The organism is Promicromonospora sp. CA-289599 (assembly GCF_050936155.1).
Taxonomy (GTDB): domain Bacteria; phylum Actinomycetota; class Actinomycetes; order Actinomycetales; family Cellulomonadaceae; genus Promicromonospora.
Window position 1 is genome coordinate 5623665 of record NZ_JBNJNI010000001.1, and the last position, 21175, is coordinate 5644839.

At 72.4% G+C, this 21175-nt stretch carries 19 protein-coding genes; 15 read left to right on the forward strand and 4 right to left on the reverse strand.

Annotated features, from left to right (window positions below):
* The first annotated feature begins 7 nt into the window (after positions 1 to 7).
* The 11 genes from carA (at position 8) to fmt (ending at position 13822) form a co-directional block, all read left to right on the forward strand.
* On the forward strand, positions 8 to 1288 hold the full coding sequence (gene carA / locus ACQEVI_RS24995) for a glutamine-hydrolyzing carbamoyl-phosphate synthase small subunit (protein ID WP_432906104.1): 1281 nt from the start codon (positions 8 to 10) through the stop codon (positions 1286 to 1288).
* Positions 1288 to 4662 carry a carbamoyl-phosphate synthase large subunit gene (gene carB / locus ACQEVI_RS25000; RefSeq protein ID WP_432904414.1) on the forward strand — a complete coding sequence of 1125 codons (3375 nt, stop codon included), beginning with the start codon at positions 1288 to 1290 and terminating at the stop codon, positions 4660 to 4662. The genes carA and carB overlap by 1 nt, the downstream gene beginning before the upstream one ends.
* The gene (pyrF, locus tag ACQEVI_RS25005; protein WP_432904416.1) at positions 4659 to 5567 is read left to right on the forward strand and encodes an orotidine-5'-phosphate decarboxylase; all 909 of its coding nucleotides are present in this window, start codon (positions 4659 to 4661) and stop codon (positions 5565 to 5567) included. Before carB ends, pyrF begins: the two co-directional genes overlap by 4 nt.
* A gap of 267 nt (positions 5568 to 5834) precedes the next feature.
* Positions 5835 to 6146, forward strand: a complete 312-nt coding sequence (gene mihF, locus ACQEVI_RS25010; RefSeq protein WP_116675126.1) for an integration host factor, actinobacterial type — start codon at positions 5835 to 5837, stop codon at positions 6144 to 6146.
* A 1-nt stretch (position 6147) separates the two neighbouring features.
* Complete coding sequence (gene gmk / locus ACQEVI_RS25015; protein WP_432906106.1) at positions 6148 to 6747, forward strand: guanylate kinase; 600 nt, start codon at positions 6148 to 6150, stop codon at positions 6745 to 6747.
* A 145-nt stretch (positions 6748 to 6892) separates the two neighbouring features.
* A complete protein-coding gene (rpoZ, locus tag ACQEVI_RS25020; RefSeq protein WP_357508611.1) occupies positions 6893 to 7228 on the forward strand; it encodes a DNA-directed RNA polymerase subunit omega in 336 nt (111 codons plus the stop codon).
* 14 nt (positions 7229 to 7242) lie between these two features.
* Entirely contained in the window at positions 7243 to 8481 is a 1239-nt protein-coding gene (gene coaBC, locus ACQEVI_RS25025) for a bifunctional phosphopantothenoylcysteine decarboxylase/phosphopantothenate--cysteine ligase CoaBC (protein ID WP_432904421.1), read from the forward strand.
* 58 nt (positions 8482 to 8539) lie between these two features.
* A complete protein-coding gene (gene metK, locus ACQEVI_RS25030; RefSeq protein WP_432904423.1) occupies positions 8540 to 9730 on the forward strand; it encodes a methionine adenosyltransferase in 1191 nt (396 codons plus the stop codon).
* 115 nt (positions 9731 to 9845) lie between these two features.
* On the forward strand, positions 9846 to 12131 hold the full coding sequence (locus tag ACQEVI_RS25035) for a primosomal protein N' (protein ID WP_432904426.1): 2286 nt from the start codon (positions 9846 to 9848) through the stop codon (positions 12129 to 12131).
* Complete coding sequence (locus ACQEVI_RS25040; RefSeq protein ID WP_432904429.1) at positions 12128 to 12799, forward strand: HAD family hydrolase; 672 nt, start codon at positions 12128 to 12130, stop codon at positions 12797 to 12799. Before ACQEVI_RS25035 ends, ACQEVI_RS25040 begins: the two co-directional genes overlap by 4 nt.
* 75 nt (positions 12800 to 12874) lie before the next feature.
* A complete protein-coding gene (gene fmt / locus ACQEVI_RS25045) occupies positions 12875 to 13822 on the forward strand; it encodes a methionyl-tRNA formyltransferase (RefSeq protein ID WP_432904432.1) in 948 nt (315 codons plus the stop codon).
* A 150-nt stretch (positions 13823 to 13972) separates the two neighbouring features.
* On the opposite strand, the gene ACQEVI_RS25050 is transcribed toward fmt, so the two are convergent.
* Positions 13973 to 14368 (reverse strand): hypothetical protein, encoded by a 396-nt coding sequence (locus ACQEVI_RS25050; protein ID WP_432904433.1) that lies wholly within the window; start codon positions 14366 to 14368, stop codon positions 13973 to 13975.
* Positions 14369 to 14541: 173 nt separating this feature from the next.
* Here ACQEVI_RS25050 and ACQEVI_RS25055 point away from each other — a divergent pair, with 173 nt between their 5' ends.
* The gene (locus ACQEVI_RS25055; protein WP_432904435.1) at positions 14542 to 16086 is read left to right on the forward strand and encodes an RsmB/NOP family class I SAM-dependent RNA methyltransferase; all 1545 of its coding nucleotides are present in this window, start codon (positions 14542 to 14544) and stop codon (positions 16084 to 16086) included.
* A gap of 24 nt (positions 16087 to 16110) precedes the next feature.
* Here the strand turns inward: ACQEVI_RS25055 and ACQEVI_RS25060 are convergent, their stop codons facing one another.
* The 3 genes from ACQEVI_RS25060 to ACQEVI_RS25070 all read right to left on the reverse strand — a co-directional run bounded on the left by ACQEVI_RS25060 (position 16111) and on the right by ACQEVI_RS25070 (position 18355).
* Positions 16111 to 17211: a DUF3592 domain-containing protein gene (locus ACQEVI_RS25060; RefSeq protein WP_432904437.1), complete on the reverse strand. Its 1101-nt coding sequence runs from the start codon at positions 17209 to 17211 to the stop codon at positions 16111 to 16113.
* A 29-nt stretch (positions 17212 to 17240) separates the two neighbouring features.
* Positions 17241 to 17861, reverse strand: coding sequence for a hypothetical protein (locus ACQEVI_RS25065; protein ID WP_432904440.1), 621 nt, complete (start codon positions 17859 to 17861; stop codon positions 17241 to 17243).
* Positions 17862 to 17926: 65 nt separating this feature from the next.
* Positions 17927 to 18355: a DUF1761 domain-containing protein gene (locus ACQEVI_RS25070; RefSeq protein WP_432904443.1), complete on the reverse strand. Its 429-nt coding sequence runs from the start codon at positions 18353 to 18355 to the stop codon at positions 17927 to 17929.
* A gap of 79 nt (positions 18356 to 18434) precedes the next feature.
* On the opposite strand from ACQEVI_RS25070, the gene rpe reads away from it, so the two are divergent.
* The 3 genes from rpe to ACQEVI_RS25085 all read left to right on the forward strand — a co-directional run bounded on the left by rpe (position 18435) and on the right by ACQEVI_RS25085 (position 21145).
* On the forward strand, positions 18435 to 19097 hold the full coding sequence (rpe, locus tag ACQEVI_RS25075) for a ribulose-phosphate 3-epimerase (protein ID WP_432904445.1): 663 nt from the start codon (positions 18435 to 18437) through the stop codon (positions 19095 to 19097).
* Positions 19098 to 19316: 219 nt separating this feature from the next.
* Complete coding sequence (locus tag ACQEVI_RS25080) at positions 19317 to 20462, forward strand: sensor histidine kinase (protein WP_432904448.1); 1146 nt, start codon at positions 19317 to 19319, stop codon at positions 20460 to 20462.
* Complete coding sequence (locus ACQEVI_RS25085; RefSeq protein WP_432904450.1) at positions 20459 to 21145, forward strand: response regulator; 687 nt, start codon at positions 20459 to 20461, stop codon at positions 21143 to 21145. The genes ACQEVI_RS25080 and ACQEVI_RS25085 overlap by 4 nt, the downstream gene beginning before the upstream one ends.
* Positions 21146 to 21175 lie beyond the last annotated feature (30 nt).

Genomic DNA, 21175 nt, shown 5'->3' on the forward strand with positions numbered 1-21175 from the left:
CATCCCGATGACACCCGCAGCACAGACCGCCGCGGAGTCCGCAGCGCTCGTCCTCGAGGACGGCACGACCTACCGGGGCCGTGCGTACGGCGCCACCGGCACCACGTTCGGCGAGATCGTCTTCTCCACCGGCATGACCGGATACCAGGAGACGCTGACGGACCCGTCCTACCACCGGCAGATCGTCGTCATGACGGCCCCGCACATCGGGAACACCGGCGTGAACGACGAGGACCCCGAGTCCGGCCAGATCTGGGTCTCCGGCTACGTGGTCCGCGACCCCGCGCGCCGCGTGTCGAGCTGGCGGGCGCAGCACTCGCTCGGCGAGGAGCTCGCCGAGCAGGGCGTCGTCGGCATCTCCGACGTCGACACCCGTGCGCTGACCCGACGGCTGCGCGAGGAGGGCGTGATGCGCGCCGGCATCTTCTCGGGCGAGAACCTGGTCCGCGACGGCTACCCGCGCTCCGTCGAGGAGCTCGTGGCCCAGGTGCAGGCCTCCCCGCAGATGGCGGGCGCCGACCTGGCCCGCGAGGTCTCCACGAAGGAGGCCTACACGGTCGAGCCGCAGGGTGAGTGGCTGGAGAACAACCCGGGCAAGGCCCCCGTCGCCACGGTGGTCGCCGTCGACCTCGGCATCAAGACCATGACGCCGGTCCGCCTCGCCGAGCGCGGCGTCCGCGTCGTCGTCGTGCCGCAGGCCTCCACCATCGCGGACATCGAGGGCGCGTTCGCCGCGCTGCCCGACGACGCCCCGCGCGGCGTCTTCTTCTCCAACGGCCCCGGGGACCCGGGCGCCGCCGGCCACGAGGTCGAGCTGCTGCGCGAGGTCCTGGACCGCGGGATCCCGTTCTTCGGCATCTGCTTCGGCAACCAGCTCCTGGGCAGGGCCCTCGGCTACGGCACCTACAAGCTCGGCTACGGGCACCGCGGCATCAACCAGCCGGTGCTCGACCGCACCACCGCCAAGGTGGAGGTCACCGCGCACAACCACGGCTTCGCGGTCGACGCCCCGCTCGACGAGTCCGGCTCGACGGCGCCGCACGACGGCGGCCGCTACGGCCGCGTCGTCGTCTCCCACGTCGGGCTCAACGACCAGGTCGTCGAAGGCCTGACCTGCCTCGACCTGCCCGCCTTCTCGGTGCAGTACCACCCCGAGGCGGCCGCGGGCCCGCACGACGCCGCCTACCTGTTCGACCGGTTCGTCGGCCTGCTGACGAACCCGGCGGCCTGGCCGCCCGCGATCAAGTCCCAGCCAGCAGCTCAGATCAACACCGAGGAGAACCACTGATGCCTCGCCGTTCCGACATCTCCTCGGTCCTCGTCATCGGGTCCGGCCCGATCGTCATCGGCCAGGCCTGCGAGTTCGACTACTCCGGCACCCAGGCGTGCCGCGTCCTGCGCGAGGAGGGCCTGCGGGTCATCCTCGTGAACTCGAACCCGGCGACGATCATGACCGACCCCGAGTTCGCGGACGCCACGTACGTGGAGCCCATCACCACCGAGGTCCTCACCACGATCATCGCCAAGGAGCGTCCCGACGCCCTGCTGCCCACCCTCGGTGGCCAGACGGCGCTGAACGCCGCCATCGCGCTGGACGAGGCAGGGGTGCTCGAGAAGTACGGCGTCGAGCTGATCGGCGCCAACATCCCCGCCATCCAGAAGGGCGAGGACCGCCAGCAGTTCAAGGACGTCGTCGCCAAGTGCGGCGGCGAGTCCGCGCGCTCCGAGATCGTGCACTCCATCGACGAGGCCCTCAAGGCAGCGGAGATCCTCGGCTACCCGATGGTCGTGCGCCCCTCGTTCACCATGGGCGGCCTCGGTTCCGGCCTGGCCTACGACGAGGCGGACCTGCACCGCATCGTCGGGCAGGGCCTGCACTACTCGCCCACCACGGAGGTGCTCCTGGAGGAGTCCATCCTGGGGTGGAAGGAGTACGAGCTGGAGCTCATGCGCGACCGCAACGACAACGTCGTGGTCGTCTGCTCCATCGAGAACGTCGACCCCGTGGGCGTGCACACCGGCGACTCCGTCACCGTGGCCCCCGCGATGACGCTGACGGACCGCGAGTACCAGAAGCTGCGCGACATCGGCATCGCCGTGATCCGCGAGGTCGGCGTCGACACCGGCGGCTGCAACATCCAGTTCGCCATCGACCCGGCCAACGGGCGGATCATCGTCATCGAGATGAACCCGCGCGTCTCCCGCTCCTCGGCCCTGGCCTCCAAGGCGACCGGCTTCCCGATCGCGAAGATCGCGGCCAAGCTCGCCGTCGGCTACACGCTGGACGAGATCCCGAACGACATCACCAAGGTGACCCCCGCGAGCTTCGAGCCCACGCTCGACTACGTCGTGGTCAAGGTCCCGCGGTTCGCGTTCGAGAAGTTCCCCGCCGCCGACGACACGCTGACCACCACCATGAAGTCCGTGGGCGAGGCCATGGCGCTCGGCCGTAACTTCACCGAGGCGCTCGGCAAGGCCCTGCGGTCCATCGACAAGGGCGGCGTCCAGTTCCACTGGGACGGCGCCGCCCCGTCGGGCGAGGACCTGGCGACGCTGCTCAAGGAGATCGAGCGGCCCACGGAGGGTCGCATGGTCGCCGTCCAGCAGGCGCTGCGGGCGGTCGCCACCGGTGAGACGACGCTCGAGCAGGTCTTCGACGCCACCAAGATCGACCCATGGTTCCTCGACCAGATCCAGCTCGTCAACGAGGTCGCGGCCGAGGTCGCGGCGTCGCCCACCGTCACCCAGGACGTGCTGCGGCACGCCAAGCGGCACGGGCTGTCCGACGCCCAGGTCGCGCGGCTGCGCGGCATGGGCTCCTCGGGCGAGGTGACGGTCCGCGAGATCCGGCACGCGCTCGGCGTCCGCCCGGTCTACAAGACCGTGGACACCTGCGCCGCCGAGTTCGCGGCCAGGACGCCGTACCACTACTCGAGCTACGACTCCGAGACCGAGGTCGCGCCCCGCGAGCGCGAGGCGGTGATCATCCTCGGCTCCGGGCCCAACCGCATCGGGCAGGGCATCGAGTTCGACTACTCGTGCGTGCACGCCACCCTGGCGCTCAAGGACAAGTACGAGACCGTCATGGTCAACTGCAACCCGGAGACCGTCTCGACGGACTACGACACGGCCGACCGCCTGTACTTCGAGCCGCTGACCTTCGAGGACGTCCTCGAGGTCTACCAGGCCGAGCTCGCGGCCGGACCGGTCAAGGGCATCATCGTGCAGCTCGGCGGGCAGACGCCGCTGGGCCTCGCGCGGCGCCTGGCCGAGGCCGGCCTGCCGATCCTCGGCACCAGCCCCGAGGCGATCGACGCCGCGGAGGACCGCGGCCTCTTCGGGCAGGTCCTGCTCGACGCCGGTCTGCCGGCCCCGGCCTTCGGCACCGCTCGGTCGCTCCCGCAGGCCCGCGAGATCGCCGACCGCATCGGCTACCCCGTGCTCGTGCGCCCGTCGTACGTGCTGGGCGGCCGCGGCATGGAGATCGTCTACAGCGAGGACCAGCTCACCGGGTACGTGGAGCGCGCGCTGGAGGCGGCCGCCGTCTCCCACGCCGACTCCGGCGCGCACGGCACACTCGCCGCGCCGCTGCTGATCGACCGCTTCCTCGACGACGCGATGGAGATCGACGTCGACGCCCTGTTCGACGGCGAGGAGATGTTCCTCGGCGGCGTCATGGAGCACATCGAGGAGGCGGGCATCCACTCGGGTGACTCGGCCTGCGTGCTGCCCCCGGTGTCGCTGAGCGAGACCGAGATCGCGCGCATCCGCCGCTCCACCGAGGCCATCGCCCGGGGCGTCGGGGTCCGCGGCCTGCTGAACGTCCAGTACGCGCTCGTGAGCGACGTCCTGTACGTCCTGGAGGCCAACCCCCGCGCGTCGCGGACCGTGCCGTTCGTCTCCAAGGCGACGGGCACGCCGCTCGCCAAGGCGGCCGCGCGGGTCATGGTCGGGGACTCGATCGCCGACCTGCGCGCGGAGGGCCTGCTCCCGGAGCACGACGGCGCCACGCTGGACCTGGGCGCCCCGCTCGCGGTCAAGGAGGCGGTGCTGCCGTTCAAGCGGTTCCGCACCCGCGAGGGCCTGGTCGTCGACTCGGTGCTCGGCCCGGAGATGCGCTCGACGGGCGAGGTCATGGGCTTCGACAAGGACTTCCCGCACGCGTTCGCGAAGTCGCAGGCGGCGGCGTTCGGCGGGCTGCCGACGTCGGGCACGGTGTTCGTCTCCGTGGCCGACAGCGACAAGCGGCACGTGGTCTTCCCCGTGAAGCGCCTGGTGGAGCTCGGCTTCAAGGTCCTGGCGACCGAGGGCACCGCCACGGTGCTGCGCCGCAACGGCATCGAGGCGACGGTGGTGCGCAAGCACACCGAGGGCCGCGGGCCGGACGGCGAGCTCACGGTCGTGGGGCTTATCACCGAGGGGCAGATCGACCTCGTGGTGAACTCGCCCTCCGGTCAGGGTGCGCGCGCGGACGGCTACGAGATCCGGGCGGCCACGACGGCGGCGGACAAGCCCATAGCGACCACTGTCGACCAGCTCGCGGCCGCGGTACAGGGTATCGAGGCGGTGCTCGCGGGTCCGTTCGAGGTGGCGAGCCTCCAGGAGCACCAGGCCGCGACGGTGGCCCGCCTGGCGGCGGCCGAGGCAGCGGTGGGCGGATGACCGGCGTCGAGCCCTTCGGTGCCCGGCTCGCCGCCGCGATGGACGAGCACGGTCCGCTGTGCGTCGGCATCGACCCGCACGCGTCGCTCCTCGCGGCCTGGGGCCTGCGGGACGACGTCGACGGGCTGCGCGAGTTCTCGCTGCGGGTGGTGGACGCGCTCGGCGGCAGGGTCGCGGCGTTCAAGCCACAGGCGGCCTTCTTCGAACGGCACGGCTCGCGTGGTCTGGCGGTGCTGGAGGAGGTCATCGCGGCGGCTCGCGCGGCGGGGTCAGGGGGCTCCGGCAGCGCCGGGACGCTGACGATCGTGGATGCCAAGCGCGGCGACATCGGCTCGACGATGGGCGCCTACGCGGAGGCGTTCCTCGCGGACGGCTCGCCCCTGGCGGGGGACGCACTCACGGTGTCGCCGTACCTCGGGTTCGGCTCGCTCGCGCCGGCCGTCGAGCTCGCCGCGGCCACCGGTCGCGGGCTGTTCGTGCTGTGCCTCACCTCCAACAAGGAGGGTTTCGAGGTGCAGCACGCCCGCACCGGGATCTCAGGGCAGTCGGGCCCGGCTGGAGTCCCGGGCGGCACGGTGGCAGCCCTCATGGCCGCGCGTGCGGCGGTGCTCAACGCGGGTGCGGAGCCCATGGGTTCCGTGGGCCTCGTGGTGGGCGCGACGATCGGTGACGCCGTCGCTGCCACGGGGACCGACCTCGTCGCCGTCAACGGACCTCTCCTGGCCCCCGGTGTGGGTGCGCAGGGGGCGGGGGAGCGGGAGCTCGCGACGACGTTCGGGGACGCCCGGCGGAACGTGCTGGCGTCGTCGTCCAGGGGGGTGCTCGCGGCCGGACCGGACCCGGACGCACTGGTGGGAGCGGCACGAACGGCCGCGCAGGAGGCGAAGACCGCACTCCGGAGCTGAAAATCGTCCGCAGGACAAAGCGCCCTCGATCGCTATGGATCGAGGGCGCTTTGTCATGGAATGCACCAAATGCGTAAAAGACCATGTGCATGAGTTTTCACGAAGTGGCGTTCTGCGATTGCCGACCGGTGGGGCGGTGGCTACTTTCGATGCAGCAGTTCACACCAGACCGGTCGCGGACCAGGTCACGGACTTGGGCATCCGGCCCGAGCGAGGACCGGACGTCCTAGCCCAGGAGGCCGGTCGAGACACGAGTAGGTGACTTGCGTGGCACTACCTCCCCTCACCCCCGAGCAGCGTGCGGCAGCACTCGAGAAGGCCGCCGAGGCGCGTCGCGCTCGGGCAGTGATCAAGAACAAGCTCAAGTACTCGCAGGGCTCCCTCAAGGAGGTCATCGAGCAGGGTCAGAAGGACGACGTCGTCGGCAAGCTCAAGGTCGTCTCGTTGCTCGAGTCACTGCCCGGGGTCGGTAAGGTTAAGGCCAGGGCGATCATGGAAGAGATCGGGATCGCCGAGACCCGCCGCGTCCGAGGCCTCGGACCGCACCAGTCGGCGGCGCTCATCGAGAGGTTTGGCTGAGATCAGTACGACACAACCCGCACGGCTGACCGTGCTCGCAGGACCCACCGCGGTGGGCAAGGGCACGGTCTCCGCCGATGTGCGGGACCGCTATCCCCAGGTCTGGCTCTCCGTGTCGGCGACCACCAGGTTGCCGCGCCCGGGCGAGGTGGACGGAGTGCACTACCTGTTCGTGTCACCGGAGGAGTTCGACCGTATGGTCGCCGCCGGCGAGATGCTGGAGTGGGCAGTGGTGCACGGTCACAACCGTTACGGGACGCCACGGCGGCCGGTGGAGCAGAAGCTCGCCGCCGGGGTGCCCGTCCTCCTGGAGATCGACCTCCAGGGTGCACGCCAGGTGCGTGACGCGGTGACGGCCTCGGGTCTTGAAGCCCGATTCGTCTTCCTCGCCCCGCCGAGCTTCGACGAGCTGGTCCGCCGGCTCGTCGGGCGCGGTACCGAGGACTCCGAGGAGCGCGAGCGCCGACTCGCCACCGCGCGGGTCGAGCTCGCCGCGGAGGCGGAGTTCGACGTCACGATCGTGAACGACGACGTCCACCGCGCCACGGACGCGCTCGTCGCTGTGATGGGTGTGGGTTCCACCACACCTGTCGCCGGCTAACTGGCCTGCCCGGATCAGACCAGGGCAGACCACAGCAGGCCGGAGCAGACCGGATCCGGTCTGCTCTGCCGCGTCCGAGTGATCGAGCAGGTAGACTCGTGCCTCGGACTTTCCCCCCCGTACCTCAGACTTCTGGAGCTTCACCATGGCCGGAACCGTCGCCGCCCCCGAGGGCATCACCGACCCGCCGATCGACGAGCTGCTCGAGCGCATCGACTCGAAGTACGGCCTCGTGCTGTACGCCTCCATGCGCGCACGCCAGATCAACGCCTACTACTCGCAGCTCAACGAGGGCCTGCTGGAGAACGTGGGTCCGCTCGTCGAGACCCGCAACCAGGAGAAGCCGCTCTCCATCGCGATGCGCGAGATCACCCAGGGCCTCCTCACGATCGAAGAGGTCGACCCGGCGGAGGTCCAGGCGCAGGCCGACGCCGCCGCGGCAGCCAAGGCCGAGCAGCCGCTGCCCGACTTCCCGGCCTGACCGGACTCGTCGTCATGAGGATCCTCCTCGGCGTGACCGGGGGGATCGCCGCGTACAAGGCGGTCCTCCTGCTGCGCCTGCTGCGCGAGCAGGGGCATGCCGTGCGGGTGATCCCCACCAGTGCCGCCCTCGAGTTCGTGGGCGCGCCGACCTTCGAGGCGCTGTCGGGCGAGCCTGTCAGCACCGAGGTGTTCGACGACGTGCCCGGCGTGCAGCACGTGGCGCTGGGCAAGGGCGCCGACCTCGTGATCGTCGCCCCGGCGACCGCCGACTTCATGGCGCGTGCGGTCGCCGGCCTCGCCGACGACCTGCTGACCACCACGCTGCTGGCGGCCCGCTGCCCGGTGGTGTTCGCCCCGGCGATGCACACCGAGATGTGGGACCACCCCGCGACACGGTCGAACGTGGCGACGCTGCGCGAGCGCGGCGTGCACGTGATCGAGCCGGCGTCGGGCCGGCTCACCGGCACCGACACGGGCCCCGGCCGCCTGCCTGAGCCCGAGGACATCGCGCGCGAGGCCCTGGCGCTGGTCGAGACCCCCGAGACCCAGGACCTGACCGGCCGCCGCGTGGTCGTCTCCGCGGGCGGCACGCGCGAGCCGATCGACCCCGTCCGGTTCATCGGCAACCGGTCCAGCGGCCGGCAGGGTGTCGCGCTCGCGCAGGCGGCTGCCGCGCGCGGCGCGGAGGTGACGCTGGTCGCGGCGAACCTCGCCCAGGACGTGACCGACCAGGTCGAATCCGTGCGGGGTGCGGCGGGCCGGCTCGCCTGCTCCGTCGTACGGGTCGAGTCGACCGCCGAGCTGCGCTCCGCCGTTCGGGTCGCCGGTGCCGCGGCCGACGTCGTGGTGATGGCCGCCGCCGTCGCCGACTTCCGGCCCGCCGTCACGCCGGACGCCAAGATCAAGAAGGTGCCGGGCCAGGGCCCCGCGCCGATCGAGCTCCTCGAGAACCCGGACATCCTGGCCGAGCTCGCGCACGAGCGCCTGCGTCCCGGCCAGGTGGTGGTGGGCTTCGCCGCCGAGACCGGGGACGCGTCCGGCAGCGTGCTCGACCACGGCCGCACCAAGGCACGGCGCAAGGGCGCCGACCTGATAGCGGTCAACGCCGTCGGCTCCGGGCGTGGGTTCGGCACCGACAGCAACGAGGTCACGTTGCTCGACGGCACCGGCGAGGTCGTCGGTGCGGCGTCGGGGACGAAGCGTGAGGTCGCGGACGCCGTCTGGGACGCCGTCGTCAAGCTGTTGCCGTGATCCCCGTCTCACCTTTCAGGATCGACTGCTCGCTGTGCGAGACAGTAGGCTGGGCCTCATGAGCGAGCTGCGTCTGTTCACGTCCGAGTCCGTGACCGAGGGTCATCCGGACAAGGTGTGCGATCAGATCAGTGATGCGATCCTCGACGCGCTCCTGGAGCAGGACCCGGCGTCGCGCGTGGCGGTGGAGACCATGGTCACCACCGGCCTGGTGCACGTCGCCGGTGAGGTCACGACCGAGGCCTACGTCGAGATCCCGCAGATCGTGCGGGACGTCGTGCGCGGGATCGGCTACACGTCGTCCACCATCGGGTTCGACGCCGACTCGTGCGGCGTCTCCGTGTCGATCGGCCAGCAGTCGCCGGACATCGCGCAGGGCGTCGACAAGGCCCTCGAGATGCGGGACGACACGAGCGACCTCGACCCCCTGGACGCCCAGGGCGCGGGGGACCAGGGGCTCATGTTCGGCTACGCGTCCGACGAGACCCCGTCGCTGATGCCCGTGGCCGGCTGGCTGGCGCACCGCCTCTCGGAGCGGCTGGCCGCGGTGCGCAAGTCCGGCGAGGTGCTGGGCCTGCGCCCGGACGGCAAGACGCAGGTCACCGTCGGGTACGACGGCGACCGCCCCGTCGCGATCGACACGGTGGTGCTCTCGACGCAGCACGACGCCGACGTCCTGCAGGAGAAGCTGCACGTCGAGGTGGCCGAGCACGTGATCGCTCCCGTGCTGGAGTCCGCGGGGCTCGAGTGGTCGGGCGCCAAGAAGTTCGTGAACCCGACCGGCAAGTTCGTCATCGGCGGGCCGCAGGGCGACGCCGGACTGACGGGCCGCAAGATCATCGTCGACACCTACGGCGGCATGGCGCGGCACGGCGGCGGTGCGTTCTCGGGCAAGGACCCCTCCAAGGTGGACCGGTCCGCCGCGTACGCCATGCGCTGGGTGGCCAAGAACGTGGTCGCGGCAGGGCTGGCGCGGCGCTGCGAGGCGCAGGTCGCCTACGCGATCGGCAAGGCGCACCCCGTGGGTCTCTACGTCGAGACGTTCGGCACCGAGACGGTGCCCGTGGAGCGGATCACCGCCGCCATCCGCGAGGTGTTCGACCTGCGCCCTGCCGCCATCGTGCGCGACCTCGACCTGCTGCGGCCCATCTACCGCGCGACGTCGACGTACGGGCACTTCGGGCGGGACCTGCCCGACTTCACGTGGGAGCGCACGAACCGCGTCGAGGACCTGCTCAGCCTGTTCTGAGCGTGTCCTGAGCCTGTTCTGACGGCGGTCCGCTCCGGCGGCGGGCTGATCCGACGGCCGCCCGGCGCGAGCAGGCCCGGCTCCGGATGTCGGTGGCGCGTGGTGGGATAGGCACGTGAACGGGGACACGGAGCAGGACACGCTGCCGGACGGAGCGCTGCTCGGGCTGGACGAGGTGGGCGCCGTGCCCGCGGGTGGCCGTGGGCGGAGCAGGTCCCGGAACCCGCTCGACAACGCCGAGACCAACGGCGTCCCGATCACTCAGACGTTCCCGGTGGCGCACGTCGTGCTCGACCTGCAGCCCGCGCACCTCGACCAGGCGTACGACTACCTCGTCCCGGTCACCATGGCCGACGACGCCCGGCCCGGCGTCCGCGTCAAGGCCCGCTTCGGGCGGCAGGACGTCGCGGGGTACGTGGTGGCCCGCCAGGAGACCTCCGACCACGACGGCCGCCTCGTGCCGCTGCGCAAGGTCGTGTCCGGCGAGCAGGTCCTGACGCCGCAGGTGCTCGACCTGTGCCGGGCGGTCGCGAACCGATACGCGGGCACGCTGGCCGACGTGCTGCGCCTCGCCCTGCCGCCGCGGCACGCACGCGTCGAGAAGGAGCCGGTGCCGGCCGCCGATCCGCTGGTCGAGCCTGACCCTTCGCCGGTCGAGCCTGCCGAGAGCCCCGACTCCGCGGGCACCCCGCCGTCGTCCACCGCCTGGGCCCCGTACCGCGGGGGAGAGGCGTACCTGCGCCGGATCATGGCGGGCGAGGCACCACGCGCCGTGTGGTCGGCGCTGCCGGGCGTGGGGATCGATACGGATACCCGTACCGATACCCGAACCGGCAGCGCGAGCACGCCGCACTGGGCCGCCGCGGTCGCACGGGCCGTCCTGGCGTGCGTCGCGGGCGGCCGCGGGGTGCTCGTGGTCGTGCCGGACGCCCGCGACGCGGCGCGCGTGACCGCCGCGCTGGAGCTCGCCGGCCTCGGGACGGACGACGTCGTGCGGCTCCTCGCCGACGACGGCCCGGCCCCTCGCTACCGCGCGTTCCTGCGCGCCCTGCGGGGCGCCGCGCGCGTGGTGGTCGGTACCCGGGCCGCGATGTTCGCGCCGGTCATGGACCTCGGGCTGGTCGTCCTGTGGGGCGACGGCGAGGAGACCCTCGCGGAGCCGCACTCCCCGTACCCGCACGCCCGCGACGTGCTGGCGCTGCGTGCGGAGCGGGAGAGCGCGGCGTTCCTGCTGGGCTCGCCGGGCCGTACGGTGCAGGCACAGGCGCTGCTGGCGTCGGGCTGGGCCCGTGAGCTGGCGGCGCCCCGGGACGTCGTCCGCTCCCGCGCGCCGCGCGTCCGGGCCCTGACCTCGGTCGAGCTGGCGCGGGACGGCGCCGCCGCAGCGGCCAGGCTGCCGTCCGTGGCCTGGAAGGCGGCCCGCGACGCTCTGGAGCGGGGCCCCGTGCTGGTGCAGGTGCCACGATCGGGCTACCTGCCGGTCGTGGCGTGCTCCCGGTGCCGGGTGGCGGCCCGTTGCGGCCACTGCCACGGCCCGCTGGGTCTCCCGCACGCCGACGGCGCCCCGCAGTGCTCGTGGTGCGGCCGGCTCGCGGGCGGATGGCACTGCGACGAGTGCGGCTGGACCGGACTGCGGTCGGTGCGTGTCGGCTCCGCACGCACGGCAGAAGAGCTCGGGCGCGCGTTCACCGGCGTGCCGGTGCGGCTGTCGTCGGCCACGGCACCGGGCGGTGTGCTCGACGCCGTTCCCGGCACGCCCGCGCTCGTCGTCGCGACGCCCGGCGCGGAGCCGGTCGCCGAGTCCGGGTACGCGACGGCCCTCCTCCTCGACGCGGCGGTGATGACGGGCGGCACCGGCCTCGCCTCGGGCACGGAGGCCCTGCACCGCTGGCTGGCCGCCGCGTCCCTGGTCCGGCCCGGGCCTCAGGGGCAGGTGCTGCTCGTCGGCGACGGCGCACCAGGCCCTACGCAGGGCCTGGTGCGCTGGGACCCCGCCGGCTTCGCGGAGCGCGAGCTCGACGAGCGGGCCGAGCTGCACCTCCCGCCCGCCGTGCGCGTCGCGGCGGTGACCGGCGACCGGACGGCTGTCGAGGCCGTCGTCGCGCGGGTCGGGCTGCGCGAGGACCCAGGGACGGGCTCGGGCGTGCTGGGGCCGGTCGAGCTCGACCCGGACGCCGTCGGGCGCGGGCCGGGCGGCCGAGGCACGGGGGCGCCGTCGTCCGGCCGGGGCGGTCCAGCCGGGGTGCAGGCGCTGGACCTGCCCGTACGGACCGTGCTGCGCGTACCGCTCGCCCAGGGCGACGAGCTCGCCCGTAGGCTCAAGGCGAGCCTCGCCGTCCGGTCCGCACGCCGTGAGGGCGGGACGGTCCGTGTCCAGCTCGATCCGAAGGAGATCCTGTGAGCTCTGCCGATACCAACCCCGTGACCGGCCCTGCGACAGACCCGACCGAACCGACCGGCCCGGCGATCGACACCGTGGTGTACGACTTCGGGAACGTGCTGATCGGCTGGGACCCGTTCGGCCCGTACGAGGGCCGGCCCAAGGCCGAGATCGAGGCGTTCTTCGAGGCCGTGGACTTCAGCTCGATCAACCACGCCGCCGACGCCGGGACGCCGTACGCCGTCTTGCTGGAGCGCGTGGAGCGCACACGCCCCGACCTGGTCGCCGACCTGCGCCGGTACGTGGAGCACCATGAGCTGTCGCTGACCGGACCGATCGAGGGGTCGGCGGAGCTCGTGGCGGAGCTCAAGGGCCTAGGGCTGAGGCTGTACGGGCTGACGAACTGGCAGGCCGAGACGTTCTACAGCGCCGAGCCCGCCGCGCCGGCGATCGGCCTCATGGAGGACGTCATAGTGTCCGGCCGCGAGGGCATGGCCAAGCCCGACCGGCGCATCTTCGAGCTGGTCGTGGAGCGGTTCGGCGTCGACCCGGCCCGCGCCGTGTTCATCGACGACAAGGACGTGAACGTGGACGCCGCGCGCGGCGTCGGGTTCCACGGTGTCGTGTTCACGAACACGGAGGCCCTGCGCAAGGACCTGCGCGCGCTGGGGCTCCCGGTGGCGGAGTAGCAGCCCGAGAACGAACTGCCGGAAGACGCTGCGCCCGAGAACACAGCGCCGGGCCGCCGAACCTAGAATGACCCGGTGCGTCTTCTCTTCGCAGGAACCCCCGAACCCGCCGTCGCCTCGCTGGAGGCACTGATCGCCTCCCGTCACGAGGTCGTCGCCGTCCTGACCCGCGCCGACGCGCCGTCCGGCCGCGGCCGCAAGCTCACGCCGAGCCCCGTGCGGGCCCGCGCCGAGGAGGCCGGGATCCCCGTCATCACGGACGTCCCGCGCGGCGACGAGTTCATCGAGCGGCTGCGGGCCCTCGAGGTCGACGCCGCCCCCGTCGTCGCGTACGGCCACATCCTGCGGCCGGCGGTCCTGGCAGTGCCCCGCCTCGGCTGGATCAACCTGCACTTCTCGGTACTGCCCGCCTGGCGCGGTGCCGCTCCGGTCCAGCGCGCGGTGATCGCGGGCGACGAGGTGACGGGCGCCACGACGTTCCTCCTCGACGAGGGCATGGACACCGGCCCCGTGCTCGGCACGGCCACCGAGACCATCCGCCCCACCGACACGTCGGGCGACCTGCTCGGCCGGCTCGCGGTCTCCGGCGCGGAACTGCTCGTGGCCACCCTCGACGCGCTGGAGGACGGCGCCCTCCAGCCCCAGCCGCAGCCGGCCGACGGCGTGTCCGTGGCCCCCAAGCTCACCACCGACGACGCCCGCGTGGCCTGGACCGACCCTGCGCTCGCGATCGACCGCCTGGTGCGGGGCTGCACGCCCGCCCCCGGCGCGTGGACCGTGCTGCCGGACGGCAGCCGCCTGGGCCTCGGGCCGGTCGGACCGCGCCCGGAGGTCACCGACCTGCGGGCGGGCGAGGTGCGTGCGCTGAAGCACGAGGTGCTGGTCGGCACGGCCACGCACGCCGTCGCGCTCGGCGAGGTGCGGCCCGTCGGGAAGAAGGCGATGCCCGCGCCCGACTGGGCGCGGGGCGGCGGACGCCCCCTCGTGGAGGCAGGCCTCGTGCTGGGCGGCGCGGCCGTCTGAGACTGCGGGTGACGCTGAGACGGCTGGGCCCGGAGGGGGCGTCCCCTCCGGGCCCAGCGGTGTCCGCTCCGGTGCGGACGGTGTCGGCTCAGCTCAAGGGCGCCTCAGCTCAAGGGCGGCTCGACCCAAGCCCGTGCTCAGTTGTGGAACTCAGTTGTAGAACTCCTTGACGCCGGTGCAGCGCGTCGCCGTCGAACCGTTCATCTCGCAGAGCTGTCCGGCGAGGCGGGTGTCCTCCACCCAGATCATGGCCTTGTCACACTTGACCCCGTCCGCGGCGACGTTGTCCCGGCAGTACACGTGTGTGCCGCCCTTGTTCCCGACACGCCAGACGTCGAGCCGCACGTTGCGGTCGTTGCCGTAGGTGTCCCAGGCCTGGACCCGGTTGGCGGAGTCGTCCGCGAACGCCTTCGCGACCACGGTGCCCGAGGCGTTCTTCAGGGTCCAGGACATGTCGTTGGCGGACGCGCTCGGCATTGCCCCCAGCACGAGCCCGATCGACGCCGCTGCGACCAGGGCACCGCGGGCCAGCTTCTTCCCGAACATGTTTCCTCCAGTGGTTCTCGTCCGATTGGTGCGCTTCTGTCACCGCGCGGACGAAAGGTTAAGAGCCGTCGAGGGCGATCGGCTCGACGGAGGGATGGGGAGTTCTCCCCATGGTGCTCCAGCCGGATCCGTGCAGAACCGGCTGACCAGGCGCGTCAACGTAGGATCGGGGAGTGCCGAACACCTCATCTCACCCGCCCCAGGACGATCCGCGTCGCGACGATCCGCGCCGGAACTCTCGAGGCCGGGAACGCAGCGCGGCGCGGTTCCGGGCCGGCGACCGTCCCCGCACGTCGCAGGCGCCGTCGGAGCGTCGCAAGCGCACCGACCCGGCCCGGATGGTCGCGTTCGACGTGCTGCGTGAGGTGGACGAGTCCGACGCGTACGCGAACCTCGTGCTGCCCCCGCTGCTGCGCGAGCGGCAGATCCGCGGACGGGACGCGGGCTTCGCGACCGAGCTCACCTACGGCACGCTGCGCCTGCGCGGCCGGTACGACACGATCCTGGCGACCTTGGTGGACCGTCCGCTGCCGGGGCTGGACCCGGCGCTGCTCGACGTCCTGCGGCTCGGTGCACACCAGGTTCTCGGCATGCGGGTGCCCGTGCACGCCGCCGTCTCCGAGACGGTGGGGCTCGCGCGCAACCGCGTGGGCGCCGGGCCCGCGCAGATGGTGAACGCGGTGCTGCGCCGTGTCTCGGAGCGTTCGCTCGACGAGTGGCTCTCGGTGCTCACGAAGGAGGCGCCGGACGTGTTGGCCGGCCTCGCGGCGACCGAGTCGCACCCGATATGGATCGCCCGGGCTATGCGCGAGGCGCTGGCCGGCAACGGCCGCGACGTGGACGAGATCGGTGCGCTGCTGGCCGCCGACAACGTGCCGCCGCGCGTCACGCTGGTGGCGCGGCCGGGTCTGGTGGACGTCTCGGACGAGGCCGCCTGGGGCGACGCCGAGCTGGTGGGCGGGCGCTGGGCATCGACCGCGCTGCGCCTGGAGGGCTCGGACCCCGCTGGAATCCCGGCGATCCGGGAAGGGCTCGCCGGCGTTCAGGACGAGGGTTCGCAGCTCGTGACGCTCGCCCTCGCGGACGCGCCCCTGGAGGGCCGTGACGGGCGCTGGCTCGACCTGTGCGCCGGCCCGGGTGGCAAGGCGGCCCTGCTGGCGGCGCTGGCCGCGCAGCGCGGCGCGACGCTGGTCGCCAACGAGGTGGCACCGCACCGTGCCCGCCTCGTCGCGAACGCCCTCGCTGCCATGCCCGAGGGCGCGGTCGAGGAGGTGCGCACCGGTGACGGGCGTGAGGTGGGTGCCGACGAGCCCGGCGCCTACGACCGGGTGCTCGTCGACGCTCCCTGTACCGGGCTGGGCGCGCTCCGCCGTCGGCCCGAGAGCCGGTGGCGGCGGACGCCGTCGGACCTCGCAGCGCTCACCGGCCTGCAGCGCGAGCTGCTCGCCTCGGCGCTGGACGCCGTCCGGCCCGGGGGAGTGGTGGCGTACGTGACGTGCTCGCCGCACCTCGCCGAGACGCAGCTCGTGGTCTCCGACGTGCTGAAGAAGCGCGACGACGTCGAGCGGCTCGACACGGCCGCCGCCGTGCGGTCCGTGGTCAGCACCAGTGGCACAGGCGAGGAGATTCCCCTGTCGGACCGCGACGACGTCCAGCTGTGGCCGCACGTGCACGGGACGGACGCGATGCACCTGACGCTGCTCCGCAAGGTCGCTTGACCTGTCGGCCTGCCTGTCCTGTCGTCATCCGGCCGGTGGACCGGCCGCGTGGTCTGTCGCGTGGTCTGTCGCCGGCCGCCGGGCGCGCTGGACGAGCGCGACGGCCGCGGCGAGGACAGCCACCGACGCCGTCGCGGTGAGCGCGACGGACAGGCCGACGACGAACCGCGTCTCGGCCTGCCAACCACTGTCTCCCAGGGCCTGCGCGTTGCCCGGCTGACCCGGCTCGTAGACCAGCTCTACGACGTCGCCCTCGAAATAGACGTCGTCCCACGGGCTGATCGAGGAGGTCGCCTCGGTGCCGTCCGGCAGTTGGAAACGCACGTCGAGCCAGCAGCCGCCGGCGCTCCAGTCGCTCCTCTCGACGACCCCCCGTGCGCGGGCACCGGTGTCCTGGAGGGCTCGCGCGTCGTTGACGGACTCTGCCGCGAACAGCCCGAACAGCACCGCGCTCGCCACGGGCGCGAGGATCAGGAAGAACACGATCTGCGGCGTCTCGAGGCGGGCAAGCACCTGCGGGCGGCGCCTGGCGGGACGAATTTCGAGCGGTGGTTGTTCGCTGAGGAGATGTTCGTTCCCAGGACGCCCGTCGCGCAGACGGGTCCAGGCGCGTCGAAGGAGCTCGCCGATCGCGAGAGGCACGAGGAGCAGCAGTGCGAGAGCGAACAGGTCGAACAGCGCGACAAGAATGGTGTCGAAGTTGACCAGTGGTTCGTCGACGGCTATGGCGACCCCTGGGTCACGAGGGTCGTAGACCACGTCGATCGTCTCGCCCACATCGACGCCGCGTGGCCACCTGTCGAGGGTGGTCTCGAAGCGCGGTGGCTCGATGGGCCGGGCCGTGAGCGAGTCGGGGCCGCGCCCCACGTCGAGGCGCAGCACCGAGGCTTCGACGCGCACGCCGTGACTCTCCAGAACTGCCCGCTCCTGGAAGTAGCCGAACGTCAGATAGGCGGGAAATGCTGCGAAGGCGAGAAGCCCACAGATCATCGCCAGGAGCGCACCAGCGGTCGCGGATCGGAGGGCTGCCCGCGTCCTTGCCGACTGCGCGGCCATGCGGGCTCGCGCCGTTGCCCAGCGCGAGTCTCGCGACTCTTCTTCCCCCGCGGCGATCTGGCGCTCCATCGCGCGGCGCGCCTCCTTCTGCCGCCGCGTCACTCCGGCCGCCCGCGGCGTCGGCGGCGGAGCGACCCCAGAGCGGCCGGGACCGAGAGCGGCACGAGCACGAGCGCGACGGCCCCGATGACGACAAGAACCCGCACGTCCGAGGTCCAGCCGTACCGGATCCCGTCGACGACGACCAAGACGCCGAGTGCCGCGTTCAGGGGCGGAGCGATCAGCATGATGAGCACGAGACGAGTGTCCAGGCTGTCGAACCAGTCGCCCGTGTCCGTGCGGGCCTGGGCCGTGAACCGGGCGGCGGCTCGCGCACAGCGGGTGAGCAGCGGGCCGTCGTCGTCCGTGGTGAGGAGGTGCCGAAGGCGCCGGATGACCTCGCCGCCTGCTACGACCACCCCGGGCAGGCAGACCACCACCACCAGATCGACCAACAGCGCGGCAGGGAGTCGCCAGTCGAACGGTGCGCCGGCACGGACCTGCGAGATCGTCGTCCAGAAGAATCCGGTCGCCAGGGTTGCCATACCTCCCACGAGGGCGACGAGCTGCGGCGTCGACCGCGCCCTGATCTCGTCCACGCGGAACGTCGCGCGCAGCGACCGGAGGCGTCGGTGCCGACTGCTCAGCACGTCGCCCCCTTGCTCCCGCTCTTCGGTCACGCCGGGAGACTAGCGGTGCGTCCCGCCGACGGGTCGGGGATCCGGCACGCCCGGTGGGTGAACTTCTACACGCCCGTCGGCGGCCACACCCCGATGATCACTGCCATGACCAGGATCGTCACCAGCTCGTGGGCCAGGTTCAGGGTGGTGAGCGCCGGGGGACGGCCCTCGAAGGCGTCGTGCGTGATCATGCGCGCGGCGGTGAACCCGATCCAGAGCAGGACGGCGGTCACGACGGACGCCGTCAGGAACGCGCCCTCGTAGAACTCCCACGAGATGTAGACGGCGCCGGCCAGCACCCACGCCGTCAGGAAGCTGACGACGACCGTGACGACGATGGGCCAGATGCCGGCCGCCTCGGCGGCCTTGGGGTCCACCTTCGCCAGCCGCATCCAGCGGGTGCCGAACACCTTCGGCGTGTACCAGAGCGAGCCCACGACCAGCGTGGACAGCGTGGCCACGATCACTGCCCAGTAGTTCACTTCGGGGATCATCGTCGCTCCCGGACTGTGGGGACTGCGTGGTTGGGTATGCGGTTCGGTGGTGCGGAGAATCGCGCTCTACGCTGGCATCATGGCAGCCCTCATCGCCCCGAGCATCCTGTCCGCCGACTTCGCGAACCTGGAGCGCGACCTCGGCCGGATCGCCGACGCCGACTACGCGCACGTCGACGTCATGGACAACCACTTCGTGCCGAACCTGACGCTGGGGCTGCCGATCTTCGAGCGGCTCGCGAAGGTGTCGCCGATCCCGCTCGACGCGCACCTCATGATCGAGAACCCTGACCGGTGGGCGCCCGCGTTCGCGGAGGCGGGGGCGGCGTCGGTCACCTTCCACGCGGAGGCCGCGCAGGCGCCGGTACGCCTGGCGAGGGAGCTGCGGAGGCTCGGGTCGCGGGCGGGTGTCGCCCTGCGCCCGGCGACGCCGGTGGAGCCCTACCTCGACCTCCTCGCCGAGATCGACATGATCCTCGTGATGACCGTCGAGCCGGGGTTCGGCGGGCAGTCCTTCATCGAGGGGACCCTGCCGAAGATCCGCCGCGCGCGGGAGGCTGTGAGCGAGTCCGGTCTGGACGTGTGGATCCAGGTCGACGGGGGAGTGTCGCGAGAGACGATCGAGCGTGCGGCCGAGGCCGGGGCGAACGTCTTCGTGGCGGGTTCGGCGGTGTACGGGGCCGAGGACATCCCGGCCGAGATCGCGACGCTGCGCGAGCTGGCGAGCAAGCACGCGCACTGACCTTGCGCCTCAGCGGGACCGGATCGCTCTACACAGCGATTGTGCCCACAATTCACGGGAGTTTTGGGCCCAATCGCTACGTAGGAATAAATAGTGTGCCAAGCGCGCCGCGCGACCGCGCCCGGCAAGCAGTACGTCGCACCAACAGCCCAGGATCGGGGAGCCCGGCTCGTACTTTTGCCTGATCCGGCGGTGTCCTGGCCCTCGTAGCATGAGCGCGTGTCCGCCATCCGCTCGGTCTGGGACGAACCGCGGCCCGCCGACCCGCCCGTGCGCGTGTGGCGGGACTGGGTGCTCGTCGCCGTTGTCGTGGCCGGGGCCGTGATCGAGGCGGTCACGCGGACGGACGTCCAGGGACGGTGGCTGGAGCTCGCCACCGTCGTCGTGCTCGCGCCGACGCTGCTGTGCCGCCGGACGCACCCGCTGACGACGGTCGCCGTCGCGTTCGTGGCGTCGACGGCGCCGGCCCTCGTGCTCGGCCGGGACCTGGCCTTCGCCTCGAACATCTTCATGCTGGTCCTGGCGTACGCGCTGTTCCGATGGGGGAGCGGGCGGGCGATCGTGCTCGGCGTGGCCGTGGTGCTCGCGAAGATGGGGACGAACGTGGCGCTCGGCTTCCTCACGCTCGCCGACGTGGGCATCGGCTGCCTGATCCTCGGCTCGACGTTCGCGCTCGGCCTGGCGCTCCGGTACCGGTCCGGCGCGCGTCGGCGCGAACGCGAGCAGGTGGTGCTGCTCGAACGGGAGCGACTGGCCCGGGACCTGCACGACGTCGTCGGGCACCACATCTCGGCGGTCGCGGTGCGGGCACAGGCCGGGCTCGCCGTGTCGCAGACCGATCCCGGAGCGGCTGCCGAGTCCTTGCGGGTGATCGAGGAGCAGGCCTCCCGTGCGCTGGCCGAGATGCGCACGCTGGTCCGCGTCCTGCGGTCGGACGAGCTCCGCCCTGGCGAGGACGGCGGCGACGGTGCGGACGAGCTCGCTCCCGGGCCCACGCTGGCCGACGTCGAACGCCTCGCCGACCCCACCGTGCCGCACGTCGGGGTCGACCTGGAGGGCGACCCCGCCCGGGTCTCGGCGGCCGTGGGCGGTGCGGTGCACCGCATCGCCCAGGAGTCGGTCACGAACGCGCGCCGTCACGCCCGGGGCGCCACCCGGATCGCGGTCCGCGTCACCGTCGGTGAGACGTCCGTCCGGCTCCGGGTGTCCGACGACGGCGGTGCGCCGGTCTCCCCGACCCGCGCCGGGTACGGGCTGGCCGGGATGCGTGAGCGTGCGGCACTGCTGGGCGGCACGCTCGACGCCGGGCCTGACGCGGCCGGCTGGACCGTCGAGGCGAACCTCCCGCTCACGGGCGCCGTATGAGTGCCGGAGACATCCGCGTCCTCGTGGCCGACGACCAGGAGATCGTCCGTACGGGCCTCACCATGATCCTGAACGCCCAGGAGGGCATCGAGGTCGTCGGTGAGGCCGCCGACGGCCGGGCCGCCGTGGAGCTCGCGCAGCGGCTGCGCCCCGACGTCGCCCTGCTCGACATCCGGATGCCGGACGTCGACGGTATCGAGGCGACCAGGCTGCTCGCGGGCCCCGGTGTCGCGGACCCGCTCGCCGTCGTCGTGATCACCACGTTCGACCTGGACCAGTACGTGTACGCCGCCCTGCGCGCAGGGGCTCGCGGATTCCTGCTCAAGGACGCCGGGCCGGAGCTCCTGGCCCAGGCGATCCGGGCCGCCGCGTCCGGTGACGCCCTGATCGCCCCGAGCGTCACGACGCGCCTCCTGCGCGCCTTCGCCGACGCCGGTCCGCGCGCCGTCCCCGCCCAGCCGCTGGACCCGCTCACGGCGCGCGAGGAGGAGGTGCTGCTGGCGGTGGCCGGTGGCCGGACGAACACCGAGATAGCGCGCGAGCTGTTCGTCACGCTGAGCACCGTGAAGTCCCACGTCGCGAACCTGATGACCAAGCTGGGGGCGCGCAACCGCGTGGAGGTGGCGCTCTGGGCGTACGACACGGGGCGGCTCCGCCCCGCGCGCCCCACGCCCCGACCCTGACTCGTACTTTCGGCCAGGCCGAGACCGGTC

Coding starts and splice junctions, on each gene's coding strand:
- carA (WP_432906104.1), top strand. CDS start 8: ATGACACCCGCAGCACAGACCGCCGCGGAGTCCGCAGCGCTCGTCCTC.
- carB (WP_432904414.1), top strand. CDS start 1,288: ATGCCTCGCCGTTCCGACATCTCCTCGGTCCTCGTCATCGGGTCCGGC.
- pyrF (WP_432904416.1), top strand. CDS start 4,659: ATGACCGGCGTCGAGCCCTTCGGTGCCCGGCTCGCCGCCGCGATGGAC.
- rpoZ (WP_357508611.1), top strand. CDS start 6,893: ATGGCCGGAACCGTCGCCGCCCCCGAGGGCATCACCGACCCGCCGATC.
- coaBC (WP_432904421.1), top strand. CDS start 7,243: ATGAGGATCCTCCTCGGCGTGACCGGGGGGATCGCCGCGTACAAGGCG.
- metK (WP_432904423.1), top strand. CDS start 8,540: ATGAGCGAGCTGCGTCTGTTCACGTCCGAGTCCGTGACCGAGGGTCAT.
- ACQEVI_RS25050 (WP_432904433.1), bottom strand. CDS start 14,368: ATGTTCGGGAAGAAGCTGGCCCGCGGTGCCCTGGTCGCAGCGGCGTCG.
- ACQEVI_RS25060 (WP_432904437.1), bottom strand. CDS start 17,211: ATGGAGCGCCAGATCGCCGCGGGGGAAGAAGAGTCGCGAGACTCGCGC.
- ACQEVI_RS25070 (WP_432904443.1), bottom strand. CDS start 18,355: ATGATCCCCGAAGTGAACTACTGGGCAGTGATCGTGGCCACGCTGTCC.
- rpe (WP_432904445.1), top strand. CDS start 18,435: ATGGCAGCCCTCATCGCCCCGAGCATCCTGTCCGCCGACTTCGCGAAC.
- ACQEVI_RS25085 (WP_432904450.1), top strand. CDS start 20,459: ATGAGTGCCGGAGACATCCGCGTCCTCGTGGCCGACGACCAGGAGATC.